Genomic DNA, 12034 nt, shown 5'->3' on the forward strand with positions numbered 1-12034 from the left:
CTGCGCTGGGCGCAGGCGGATCGAGGCGGGCGGGAATCGCGACTTGCGTCGCTCCCACACCCGCTCCCACACCCGCTCCCACACCCGCTCCCACACCCGCTCCCACACCCGCTCCCACACCCGCTCCCACACCCGCTCCCACACCCGCTCCCACACCCGCTCCCACACCCGCTCCTGCACCCGCTCCTGCAGCCCGCCGCGGGCGTAGCGGGGTGTGCGGGGCGCGGCGGGGGCGGTTGCATCGGCGGCGCGGTCAAGCTGCCCGCATCGTCCGTTCACTTCTCATGCACGTAGCAGCCCGGCGCGTCGTCGAGCGCGGGATAGTCTGGGGCACCGATCGCCGGCGGCGCCACGCGCGTGCCGCTGCGCGCGGCGAGCCAGTCGCTCCAGGCCGGCCACCACGAGCCTTCCTGCTCGGGCGTGCGCTCGAGCCAGTCGTCCGGCGGGACGTAGTTGCCGCCCGCGGGGCGGGTGTGCATGCGGAAGCTGCGCCGCGGGCGGCCGGGCTCGCTGACGATGCCGGCGTTGTGGCCGCCGCTGGTGAGCACGAAGCTGATCTCGGTCGGCACCAGGTAGTGCAGCTTGTACACCGAGCGCCAGGGCGCGACGTGGTCGGTGAGGGTGGCGACGCAGAACACCGGCAGCTCGATGTCGGACAGCGCCACCGGCTTGCCACCCACGGGGTAGCGCCCCTCGCTGAGGTCGTCGTTGAGGAAGAGCCGGCGCAGGTACTGGCTGTGCATGCGCGCGGGCATGCGCGTGGCGTCGGCGTTCCAGGCCATGAGGTCGTTCATCGGCGTGCGCTCGCCCATGAGGTATTCGCCTACGACGCGCGACCACAGCAGGTCGTTGGAGCGCAGGATCTGGAACGCACCCGCCATCTGGCCGGCGGTGAGGAAGCCGGTCTCCTCCATCTGCGCCTCGAGCAGGCTGACCTCGCTGTCGTCGATGAAGAGCGCGAGCTCGCCCGGTTCGGTGAAGTCGGTCTGCGCGGTGAACAGCGTCATCGAGCCGAGGCGCGCATCGCCGTCGCGGTCCATCGCCGCCGCGGCGATCGCCAGCAGGGTGCCGCCGAGGCAGTAGCCGGTGGCGTGCACCTTCTGTCCCGGGACGATGGCATTGATCGCGTCGAGCGCGGCGAAGAAGCCGAGCTGCAGGTAGTCGTCCATGTCGAGCTCGCGCTCGTCCGTCCCGGGGTTCTTCCACGAGATGCAGAACACGGTGTGGCCGCGCTCGACCAGGTAGCGCACCAGCGAGTTGTGCGGCGAGAGGTCGAGGATGTAGTACTTCATGATCCAGGCCGGCACGATCAGCACCGGCTCGGCGTACACGTCGGCGGTGGCGGGCGCGTACTGGATGAGCTCGATGAGGCGGTTGCGCAGCACCACCTTGCCCGGGGTGACCGCGACGTCGCGGCCGACGACGAAGTCCTCGGCGCCGGCCGGCGGGGCGCCGCCGACGAGGCGCTCGAAGTCCTCGACGGCGTGGACGGCGCCGCGCGCGAGGTTCATGCCGCCGCTCGCCAGGGTCTGGCGCAGCACTACCGGGTTGGTGGGCAGGAAGTTGCCCGGCGAGAACAGGTCGAGCAGCTGGCGCGCGGCGAAGGCGACGACCTGCTCGTGATGGCGCGAGACGCCGGCCACGCCGTGGGTGGCGGCGTCCCACCATTCCTGGCCGAGCAGGAAGGACTGGTGCATCAGGTTGAAGGGCCAGGCGTGCCACTCGGGCGCCTGGAAGCGGCGGTCCTGCGCGGGCGGCTCGATGCACTCGTGCGCGGCGCTGCCCGCCGGGGCGATGGCGAGCTGGTGCGCGTAGCGCAGCAGGCGGCGCATCTGCGCGATGCCGAGATCGGCGAGCTCCATGCGCTTGCCCGGCGAGACCGCGAGGTGGCCGGCCCAGTCCACCGTCGCGAGCAGCAGCGCGATCGGCGACACCGAGGCGGTGGCGCGCGCGATCGCAGCGTGCACCCGGCGATCGAGCGGGTTGCGCGGCGGTGGCGGGGCGAAGGGCTCGGCGAAGCTGCGGGCGGCGGAGGCTGCGGGCCGGGCGGGGGACTTTCCGGCCTGCGCGCTGGACGTGTTCGCGCTCGCAGTGTCCGACCGCGCGGCGCGTGCGGGTTTGCCGGCCGTGCCGGGGGGCGCGGTGGTCGCCGATCTGCGCCGGGCGCGCGTGGGCGCCGGAGCGACCTCGCCCGAGGGCGGCTTGGGGGCGGATGGGCTCATCGCATTCTCCTTTCGCAAGGGTTCAATTCTGCATCGTTCCGATGGTTTGGCGCAGGCGATGGTGCGCCAGCGCCAGGAAGACCGCGCCGATCGCCGCCACCATCGCGAAGGCCGGCCACACCACGTCCAGTCCGGCGCCGCGGAAGAGGATGGACTGCGCGAGCGACACGTAGTGCGTGGTCGGCGCCAGCCCCATGATGGTCTGGATGGCCTCGGGCATGCTCTCGCGCGGGGTCACGCCGCCGGAGAGGATCTGCAGCGGCAGCAGGATCAGGATGGACATCAGCCCGAACTGCGGCATCGAGCGTGCGATCGTGCCCATGTAGATGCCGATCGAGGCGGCGGCGAAGAGGTAGAGCAGGGTGCCGGCGCCGAAGAGCAGCGCCGACCCGGCCACGTCGATGCCGAGCACGCCCTTCACCATCACCTGCAGCGAGAAGGACGAGGCCACCAGCACCACCACGCCCATCGACCAGATCTTCGACAGCATGATCTCGAGGGGGGTGACCGGCATCACCAGCAGGTGCTCGATGGTGCCGTGCTCGCGCTCGCGGATCAGTGCGGCGCCGGTGAGCAGGATGCCGAGCATGGTGACGTTGTTGATGATCGCGTTGATCGCGGCGAACCAGCTCGCCTCGAGGTTGGGGTTGAACATCGCGCGCGGCACGAGCTCGACCGGCTGCGGCGCCGGGGCGCGCATGCGCTGCACGAAGGCGCGCACCTCGTCGGCGAGGATGTTCTGGATGTAGGCCGCGCCGGTCTGCGCCTGGCCCTGGCGGGTGGCGTCGATGTTGAGCTGCAGCGCCGGGCTGCGTCCGGCGAGCACGTCGCGCTGGAAGTTCGGCGGGATGTCGAGCACGAAGGTGTGGCGGCCGGCGTCGAGGCCGCGGTCCATGTCGGCGAGGCCGACGTGCTCGGGCGGCAGGAACTGCGGTGGCTGCAGTGCGGCGACGATGCGGCCGGAGAGCTGCGAGCCGTCCTCGTCCACCACCGCGATCGCGGCGCGCGACAGGCTCTCGGGCTTGGCGCGCGCGTCGGCGTAGATCGAGGCGCTGAACATGAACACGATCAGGAAGACCATCGCGAGGTCGCGCGACAGGCTGCGGAACTCCTTGAGGCCGAGGTTCCAGGTGTTGCGCAGGTGGGTGCTGCGGCCGGCTTGGTCCGGCTGCTTCGGTGGAGTCGGGTGGCGGACCATGGTTGCGGGTCTCACTTGGCCTGCTTCTTCAGCAGCAGCGCCGACAGCAGCGTGAGCACGGGGATCGCGAGCGCGAGCGGCACGAAGGCGCCGGCGAGGTCGGCGAAGCCGAGCGCCTTGGAGAAGGTGCCGCTGGCGATGGTGAGGAAGTGGGTGGTGGGGTAGATCGCGCCGATCCAGTAGCCGCCGCCTTCGAGCGCGCTCACCGGGTCCATCAGCCCGGAGAACTGGATCGCCGGCAGCAGGGTCCCGATCGAGGTGCCGGCGAGTGCGGCGATCTGGCTGTTGGTGAGCGTGGAGGCGAGCAGGCCCAGGCCGGTGGTGGCGGTGACGTAGAGCAGCGCGCCGGTGGCGAGCGCGAGGAAGCTGCCCTTGAACGGCACCTGGAAGAGCGTGACCGCGAGCACGAAGAGCAGCGCGAAGTTGAACATCGACAGCGCGATGTAGGGCAGCTGCTTGCCGAGCAGGAACTCGAGCCGGGTCACCGGGGTGGTGTAGACGTTGAGGATGGAGCCGAGCTCCTTCTCGCGCACCACGCCGAGCGCGGTGAGCATGGCGGGGATGAAGACCAGCAGCAGCGGGATCACCTTGGGCACCATCGACACCAGGCTGAGCAGCTCGGGGTTGTAGCGGTAGCGCGGCTCGACGCTGGCGAGCGCGCGCACCGGGCCGGCGCCGGATTCGGCGATCACGTCGGCGAGGGTCTGTGCGTGCACGCCGCCGACGTAGGCGCGCGCAAGCTCGGCGCGCAGCGGCATCGAGCCGTCCAGCCACACCGCCACCTGCGGCGCGTGGCCGCGCGCGAGGTCGCGGCCGAAGCCGGGCGGGATCTCGATCGCCATCGCCAGCTTGCCGGCACGCATGCGCGCGTCGAGGTCGGCGTGGCCCTCGAGCGGCGCCTGTTCGAGGAAATAGCGCGAGCCGGCGATGCGCAGGGTGTAGCTCTGGCTGGCGACGCTGCGGTCGTGGTCGAGCACCGCGTAGTGCAGGTCCTCGACGTCCATGGTGATGCCGTAGCCCATCACCAGCATCAGCACCAGGCTGCCCAGCAGCGCCAGCGTGAGCCGCACCGGATCGCGGCGCAGCTCGGTGGCCTCGCGCGCCGAGAAGCTCGCCAGGCGGGCGAGGCTGAAGCGGGCGAGGCGATCGGCGGGCCGGGATGTGGGAGCGACGCGAGTCGCGATTCCGGTGCCCGGAATCGGCGTGCTCGCCTCGGCGCCTGGAACGCGCGCCGTCGCGTCGGCACCGCCTGAATCGCGACTTGCGTCGCTCCCACGTCGCGGCTCCGGGGGCGTGATGGTTCCGTAGGAGCGACGCAAGTCGCGATCGGGCGTTGCAGCAGGCGCAGTCGCGGAGGGCGGTGCGACGCCGCTCGCCTCTTCCAGATACGAGATGAACGCGTCCTCCAGGCGCTCGCAGCCGCGCGCGGCGGCGAGGGCGGCCGGGGTGTCGCTGGCGAGGATGCGCCCCGCGTGCATCAGCGAGATGCGGTCGCAGCGCTGGGCCTCGTTCATGAAGTGGGTGGTGATGAAGATGGTCACGCCGTCCTTCCTCGACAGGTCGGCGATCAGCGCCCAGAAATGGTCGCGCGCGACCGGATCGACGCCCGAGGTGGGCTCGTCGAGGATCAGCACGTCGGGCCGGTGCAGCACCGCCACCGCGAGCTGCAGGCGCTGGCGGAGGCCGAGCGGCAGGGCGTCGGGCTGGATGTCCATCACCGGGGCGAGGTCGAAGCGGCGCGCGAGCTCGGCGATGCGGGAGGCGGCCTCGTCCGCGGGCAGGTGGAAGAGGCGCGCGTGCAGGTCGAGGTTCTGCTGCACCGAGAGTTCGCCGTAGAGCGAGAAGGACTGCGACATGTAGCCCACGCGGCGGCGCGTCTCGATGTTGGTCGCGTCCAGCCTGCGCCCGAGCAGCAGCGCCTCGCCGGCGCTCGGTTCGAGCAGGCCGGTGAGCATCTTCATGGTTGTGGACTTGCCGCAGCCGTTGGAGCCGAGGAAGCCGAAGATCTCGCCGCGGCGCACCTGCAGATTCACGTCATCCACCGCGACGAAGTCGCCGAAGCGCATCTGCAGGCCGCGCGCCTCGATGACCACCGCGCCGGTCTCGATCGGCGGGATCTCCAGCCGGCGATGTTCGCGCCGGCGCGCCTCGGGCAGCAGGGCGATGAAGGCCTCCTCCAGGGTGTCGGCGCCGCCGGCCGCGCGCAGCTCGGCGGGCGTGCCGGTGGCGAGCACGCGGCCGGCGTCCACCGCCACCAGCCAGTCGTAGCCCTCGGCCTCTTCCATGTAGGCGGTGGCGATCAGCACGCTCATGCCCGGGCGGTCGGCGCGGATGCGCGCGATGAGCTCCCAGAACTGCCGGCGCGACAGCGGATCGACGCCGGTGGTGGGCTCGTCGAGGATGAGCAGGTCGGGGTCGTGGATCAGCGCGCAACACAGACCGAGCTTCTGCTTCATGCCGCCGGAGAGCTTGTTGGCGGGGCGGTCGGCGAAGGCGGCCATGCCGGTCGCGGCGAGCAGCGTGTCGATGCGGCGCCGGCGCTCGGCTGCGGACTGGCCGAACAGGCGGCCGAAGAAGTCGATGTTCTCGAACACCGACAGGGTGGGGTAGAGGTTCTTGCCCAGGCCCTGCGGCATGTAGGCGATGCGCGGGCAGACGCGCGCGCGGTGGCGGGCGTCCGCCATGTCGCCGCCGAGCACCTCGACGGTACCGCGCTGGATCCTGCGCGCGCCGGCGACGAGGCCGAGCCAGGTGGACTTGCCCACGCCGTCGGGGCCGATGAAGCCGACCATGCAGCCGGCGGGGAGGTCGAGCGTGAGCGCGTCGGCGGCATGCGTGTCGCCGTAGCGGTGGTGGACATCGACGAGGCGGACGACCGGTGGCAGGGCGGTTGCGGCCGGTGCGGGCGATGCGCTGTCCGGTCGGGCGGAGGGGGCGTCCGAGGCGCCGGGCAAGGCGGCCCGCGCGCCGTTCGTGCCGTCTCGTCGAGTGCTCACGGCAGCCTCGGCTGCAGCGCGGGCGGCCACTCGCGCTGCGCGTCCAGGCGCAGGTGGGCCATGCCGGGCAGGCCGGTCTTGACCTGTTCGGGGTACCTGGCGAGGAGTTCGGGGTCGATGCGTGCCTTGACGCGGAAGACCATCTTCTGGCGCTCGCTCTGCGTCTCGACGGTCTTGGGCGTGAACTGGGCGACGCTGGCGACGTAGGACACCCTGGCCGGGATCACGAAGGCCTGCGCGGCGTCGAGCACGATGCGCACCTCGCTGCCGAGGGCCACGCGGCCGGCGGCCATCTCGGGCAGGAAGAAGGTCATGTAGACATCGCCGACGTCGACCAGGCTCACCACCTTGCCGCCACCGCCCACCACCTCGCCCGGCTGCACCACGCGGTACTGCACGCGGCCACTGCGAGGGGCGCGCAGCTCGCCGTCGGCGATCTCGGTCTCGAGGCGGGCGACCACCGCCTCGGCGGCGCGGATCGCGGCCTCGGCCTGCTGCACCTGGGCCTCGGCGGCGCGCACGCCGGCGCGGGCGGCGACGATGCGGGCCTCGGCGACGTGGATGCTGGCCTCGGCGGTGCGCGCACGGGCGGCATCGTCGTCGGCCTTCTGCGCGGAAGTGGCACGATCGTTCAGCAGCGCCTGCGAGCGCGCCGCGGTGCGGCGGGCGACGTCGTATTCGGCGCGGCCCTGCACCAGCACCGCCTCGGCCATGGTCACGTCGGCCTGGCGCTGGGCGACCTGGGCGCGCGCGGTCTCGCGGGCGCTGTGGGCGTTGGCGACTTCGGCACGCGCCTGCGCGAGCTGGGCCTGCAGGGACTTGACGTCCATGCGCGCGATCACGTCGTCGCGCGTGACGAAGTCGCCTTCGTTAACCAGGATCGCGTCCACCCGCCCGGGCGCCTTGGCGGCGACATCGACCTCGGTGGCCTCGATGCGGCCGTTGCCGCGCACGAAGCTGCCGTCGTCCGGAGCGGGGCGCAGGAACTGCCAGGCGCCGGCCGCGGCCAGGACGAGGACACCGGCGCCCAACCAGGCCAACCGGCCGGATCGTTTCATGCTCATGAGATTCTCCTCGGGGGGAGCTCTGTGATGTGTTCGTAGTATTTCAACACTTGTTGGATAATAGGTCAAGCTATGGGTCAAGCTGGGGTCAGGTCTTTCATTTGCTCATCTGCGGTGGGAACCGGTGCGACCTTGCCTTTCGTGCCGCCCGATTCGGGCCAGCCGGCGTGGCCGCCGGAGAGATTCGACCGGAACCGACTCGATGCATGTTGTACCATCCCGCCTCGATTCCTTCTCCTTTTCCAGCATGTCCGATCTTGCCGAACACGCCCGTACCGTGCGCGGCCGTGGCCGTCCGCGCGGTCCGGACGCGAATTACCGTGCACGCCTGCTCGACGCTGCCCTCGACGCTTTCGGGGCGCAGGGCTTCGAGGCGGCGGGGCTGCGCGCGATCGCGGTGAGCGCGGGCTGCGACGTGTCGATGGTGGCGCACTATTTCGGCTCCAAGGCGGAGTTGTGGGCCGCGGTCGTGGACCGCATCGAGGCGCAGGTGCGCGCCGACCTCGCCGCGCTCGACATGCTGGCGCCCGCCGCGGGGCCGATCGAGCGCCGCATCGTGGCGGCGGTGGAGGCGATGTTCGTGCATGCGGCGCGCCAGCCGCAGGCGATGCGCTTCGTGATGCGCCAGATGACCGACCCCGGCGAGCGCCTCGACGATCTCGTCGCGCGCGTGGTCGAGCCGGTGCATGCGGTTTTTTTGCCGCTGTGGCAGGAGGCGATCGACGCCGGGATCTTCCGCATGCGTAGCGCGCTGGCGCTGCAGACCTTCGTGTTCGGGGCGATCTCGTACGCCGTGGCGGCGGCGCCGGTGCTCGCGCGCATGAGCGGCGGCGAGATCGGCCTGGCGCGCCTGCAGCGCGAGTTCATGGACGGCCTGTTCGCCCGCCTCGCGCGCGGCGGAGGGGATGAGGAGCGGCCCGGCAGCGGGGAGGAGACGCGATGAGCGCGACGCCACGGCAAGAGGTGCGCCCCGGCGAGGCCGTGCTCGCCGGCGACGGCGCGGCCGCGGTGCTGTGCCTGCGCGGCGACTGGACGCTGGCCCACCACGCGGCGCTGCGCCGTCAGGCCGAGGCTCTGCGCGGCCGGCTCGACGCCGGCACGCGCGTCGAGCTCGCCGAGCTCGGCACGCTCGACACCGCGGGGGCGCGCCTGCTGCACGGCCTGCTCGGCAGTGAGCGCGTCGCCGCCCTGCTGGCCGACGAGGGCGCACTCAGCCGCGAGCGGCGTGCGCTGCTGAAGGCGGTGGCCGACGCGATCGAGGGCCGCGAGGAGCGCCCCATCGGGGACGAGGGCTACGCGCTTGGCGACGTGCTCGCCCACATCGGCCACACCATGCTGGTGTTCTGGCGCCACGTGACGTCGCTGACCGGCTTCATCGGCCTGATCCTCGAGACCGCGCTGCGCGTGGCGGTGCAGCCACGGCGCTGGCGCATGACTGCGCTGGTCGCCAACCTCGAGCGCACCGGCCTCGACGCGGTGCCGATCATCGCGCTGCTGACCTTCCTCGTCGGCGCGGTGGTCGCCTTCCTCGGCGCCACGGTGCTGCAGAACTTCGGCGCCAGCATCTTCACGGTCGACCTGGTGGCCTACTCGTTCCTGCGCGAGTTCGGCGTGCTGCTGACCGCGATCATCGTCGCCGGCCGCACGGCGAGCTCCTTCACCGCGCAGATCGGCTCGATGCGCGCCAACGAGGAGATCGACGCGATCCGCGTGCTCGGCCTCGATCCGGTCGAGCTGCTGGTGCTGCCGCGCGTGTATGCGCTGCTGGTCGCGCTGCCCATCCTGACCTTCGTGGCGATGATCGCGGGCATCGTCGGCGGCATGCTGGTGTCGGCGATGACGCTGGATATCTCGCCGGTGCTGTTCCTGTCGCGGATCGAGGACAACGTCGGGCTCATCCACTTCTGGGTCGGCATGGCCAAGGCGCCGATCTTCGCCTTCCTGATCGCGGTGATCGGCTGCCTGGAAGGCTTCCGCGTGCAGGGCAGCGCGCAGTCGGTGGGCGAGCACACCACTTCGGCCGTGGTGCAGTCGATCTTCGTGGTGATCGTGGTGGATGCGATCGCGGCGCTGTTCTGCATGGAGATGGGGTGGTGACGGCGGGGCTGGCGAGCGCCGCATCCGATCCGCGCGACAACATCGTCGAGGTGCGCGGCGTGCGCAACCAGTTCGGCGCCCAGGTGGTGCACGACCAGCTCGACCTCGACGTGCGCCGCGGCGAGATCCTCAGCGTGGTGGGCGGCTCGGGCACGGGCAAGTCGGTGCTGCTGCGCACCATCGTCGGCCTCAACCGGCCGCGCGCGGGCAGCGTGCATGTGTTCGGCGAGGACCTGCTGAGCCTGCCCGACGCGCGCCGCAAGCAGGTCGAGCGCCGCTTCGGCGTGCTGTTCCAGAAGGGCGCGCTGTTCTCGTCGCTGACCGTGGCCGAGAACGTGGCGCTGCCGTTGATCGAGCACGCCGGGATGTCGCGCCGCGAGGCGGCGGAGCTGGCGGAGCTCAAGATCGCGCTCGCCGGACTGCCGGCGCTCGCCGGCGACAAGTTTCCGTCGGATCTGTCGGGCGGCATGGTCAAGCGTGCGGCGCTGGCGCGCGCGCTCGCGCTCGACCCCGACATCCTCTTCCTCGACGAACCCACCGCCGGCCTCGACCCGATCGGCGCCGCGGCCTTCGACCAGCTCATCCTCACCCTGCGCGACGCGCTCGGGCTCACGGTGTTCATCGTCACCCACGACCTCGACACCATCTACACCATCACCGACCGCGTCGCCGTGCTGGCGCAGAAGAAAGTGCTGGTCAACGCCGGTCTGGACGAGGTCGCCGCCATCGACGACGCCTGGATCCGCGAATACTTCCACGGCCCGCGCGGCCGCGCGGCCGCCACCGCGGTGGCCGCCGCGCAGGCCGTGCCCGCTGCATCGGAGAACAACTGACATGGAAACCCGCGCCCATCATGTGCTGATCGGCCTCTTCACCGTGCTCGTCGTCGGCGCCGCGCTGATGTTCGCGCTGTGGCTGGGCAAGAGCGACGCCGACCGCCAGTTCGAGGTGTACGACATCGTCTTCCAGGAGGCGGTCTCCGGCCTGTCCAAGGGTGGCACGGTGGAGTTCAACGGCATCAAGATCGGCGACGTGGTCAGCCTGCGCCTCGATCCCGCCGATGCGCGCCGCGTCATCGCCCGCGTGCGCGTGGACAGCGCCGCGCCGGTGCGCAGCGACACCCGCGCCCGCCTGGTGCCTGCCGGCATCACCGGCTTGACCATGATCCGCCTGACCAGCGGCGAGGATCCGGCGAGCACGCCCCTGGTGTCCAAGGGCGACGAGGTGGCGCGCATCATCGCCGCGCCTTCGCCGCTGAGCCGCCTGCTCGCCGACGGCGAGGACGCGATCACCAACGTGAACGACCTGCTGGTGCAGGCGCGCGAGCTGCTCTCGGCCGACAACGTGGCCTCGTTCGGGCGCACGCTGGGCAACCTGGAGCTGGCCACCGGCGCGCTCGCCGCGCAGCGCGAGGACCTCAACGCCGCGTTGCGCGAGGTCACCCAGGCCAGCCGCGACGCCAGCACGGCGCTCGCCGAGGCCGCCCGCATGCTCGGCTCGGCCAACAGGCTGGTGGAGGTGCAGGGCACGCAGACCCTGGACAGCGCACGCGACGCGATGAGGGCCTTCGAGCGCGCGATGGGCACGGTCGACCGCCTGATCGCCGACAACCGCGCGCCGCTCGACGGCGGCATGCGCGGCCTGGCCGAGATCGGCCCCGCGGTGGCGGAGCTGCGCACCACGCTGGCTTCCCTGCGCACCATCACCCGCCAGCTCGAGAGCCGTCCCGCCGACTACCTGCTCGGCCTCGAACCGACCAAGGAGTTCACCCCGTGAGATCGTCGTCCTTCCTTCCGCGCCGCGGCGCCGGCCCCGCGCGCCCGCGTCGGGCGTTCGCCGCGGCGGCGCTGTGCGCGATCGCGCTGCTGCCGGCGTGCAGCGTGCTGCCCGAGGCCGCGCCGCTCGACGTGTATGTGCTGCCGGTGTCGACGGGCGCGCCTGGTGCTTCGGCGAACGTGTCCCCGGGCAACTCCATCGCCAGCCCTGCGGCGACGTCCACTCCCGCGGGCGGCGCCCCGTCCGCCTCCGCAGCCGCCCGCGCGCTGCCATGGTCGCTGCGCGTCGTGCGTCCGGCCGCCGGCGTGCATCTGGCCGGCCAACGCATCGTGGTGATGCCGGAGGGCAACCGGGTGAGTGTCTACCAGGGCGCGGGCTGGAGCGATCCGGCGCCCGCGCTGCTGCGCGACCGCCTGCTCGAAGCCTTCCGCGCCGACGGCCGGGTGGGTGCGTTGAGCAGCGACGAGCGCCAGCTGCATGCCGATTTCGAGCTCGACAGCGACCTGCGCGCCTTCCAGAGCGAATACCGTGGCGGCCGCCCCGAGGCGGTGCTGCGCCTCGACGCGCGCCTGGTGCACACCGCCAGCCGCCGCATCGTCGCCAGCCGGACCTTCGAGCAGCGCCAGCCCACCGCGGACCCCGCCGTGCCGGCCGTCGTCCAGGCCTTCGGCGCCGCCGCCG

General features: G+C 71.9%; 9 protein-coding genes. 5 read left to right on the forward strand and 4 right to left on the reverse strand.

Going from position 1 to position 12034, the window contains the following annotated elements; translation table 11 throughout:
- Window positions 1–275: 275 nt before the first annotated feature.
- Genes PO78_RS01090 through PO78_RS01105 form a run of 4 tightly spaced genes read right to left on the reverse strand, consistent with a single transcriptional unit; the run spans window position 276 to window position 7480 of the window.
- A complete protein-coding gene (locus PO78_RS01090) occupies window positions 276–2222 on the reverse strand; it encodes a PHA/PHB synthase family protein (RefSeq protein ID WP_043741504.1) in 1947 nt (648 codons plus the stop codon).
- Window positions 2223–2244: 22 nt separating this feature from the next.
- Window positions 2245–3420, reverse strand: coding sequence for an ABC transporter permease (locus PO78_RS01095; RefSeq protein WP_052484334.1), 1176 nt, complete (start codon window positions 3418–3420; stop codon window positions 2245–2247).
- Between the two features lie 11 nt (window positions 3421–3431).
- On the reverse strand, window positions 3432–6416 hold the full coding sequence (gene rbbA, locus PO78_RS01100; protein ID WP_269429711.1) for a ribosome-associated ATPase/putative transporter RbbA: 2985 nt from the start codon (window positions 6414–6416) through the stop codon (window positions 3432–3434).
- Window positions 6413–7480, reverse strand: a complete 1068-nt coding sequence (locus tag PO78_RS01105) for an HlyD family secretion protein (protein WP_082047669.1) — start codon at window positions 7478–7480, stop codon at window positions 6413–6415. The genes rbbA and PO78_RS01105 overlap by 4 nt, the downstream gene beginning before the upstream one ends.
- Window positions 7481–7727: 247 nt before the next feature.
- Between PO78_RS01105 and PO78_RS01110 the strand changes: the two genes are divergently transcribed.
- From PO78_RS01110 to PO78_RS01130, 5 genes are all read left to right on the forward strand, one after another.
- Complete coding sequence (locus PO78_RS01110; protein ID WP_043741507.1) at window positions 7728–8423, forward strand: TetR/AcrR family transcriptional regulator; 696 nt, start codon at window positions 7728–7730, stop codon at window positions 8421–8423.
- Window positions 8420–9577 (forward strand): MlaE family ABC transporter permease, encoded by a 1158-nt coding sequence (locus PO78_RS01115; protein ID WP_043741509.1) that lies wholly within the window; start codon window positions 8420–8422, stop codon window positions 9575–9577. The genes PO78_RS01110 and PO78_RS01115 overlap by 4 nt, the downstream gene beginning before the upstream one ends.
- Window positions 9574–10410: an ABC transporter ATP-binding protein gene (locus PO78_RS01120; protein WP_043741530.1), complete on the forward strand. Its 837-nt coding sequence runs from the start codon at window positions 9574–9576 to the stop codon at window positions 10408–10410. The genes PO78_RS01115 and PO78_RS01120 overlap by 4 nt, the downstream gene beginning before the upstream one ends.
- 1 nt (window position 10411) lies before the next feature.
- On the forward strand, window positions 10412–11353 hold the full coding sequence (locus PO78_RS01125) for an MlaD family protein (RefSeq protein WP_043741512.1): 942 nt from the start codon (window positions 10412–10414) through the stop codon (window positions 11351–11353).
- Window positions 11350–12034: ABC-type transport auxiliary lipoprotein family protein (locus PO78_RS01130; protein WP_043741515.1), on the forward strand; the 685-nt coding region annotated here is incomplete at its 3' end. The genes PO78_RS01125 and PO78_RS01130, both read left to right, overlap by 4 nt.

Source organism: Thauera sp. SWB20 (assembly GCF_000831325.1).
Lineage (GTDB): Bacteria > Pseudomonadota > Gammaproteobacteria > Burkholderiales > Rhodocyclaceae > Thauera > Thauera aminoaromatica.

Excerpts from the sequence above, each read along its gene's own strand:
- PO78_RS01090 (WP_043741504.1), bottom strand. The coding sequence starts at position 2,222 with ATGAGCCCATCCGCCCCCAAGCCGCCCTCGGGCGAGGTCGCTCCGGCG.
- PO78_RS01110 (WP_043741507.1), top strand. The coding sequence starts at position 7,728 with ATGTCCGATCTTGCCGAACACGCCCGTACCGTGCGCGGCCGTGGCCGT.
- PO78_RS01125 (WP_043741512.1), top strand. The coding sequence starts at position 10,412 with ATGGAAACCCGCGCCCATCATGTGCTGATCGGCCTCTTCACCGTGCTC.
- PO78_RS01095 (WP_052484334.1), bottom strand. The coding sequence starts at position 3,420 with ATGGTCCGCCACCCGACTCCACCGAAGCAGCCGGACCAAGCCGGCCGC.
- PO78_RS01115 (WP_043741509.1), top strand. The coding sequence starts at position 8,420 with ATGAGCGCGACGCCACGGCAAGAGGTGCGCCCCGGCGAGGCCGTGCTC.
- PO78_RS01105 (WP_082047669.1), bottom strand. The coding sequence starts at position 7,480 with ATGAGCATGAAACGATCCGGCCGGTTGGCCTGGTTGGGCGCCGGTGTC.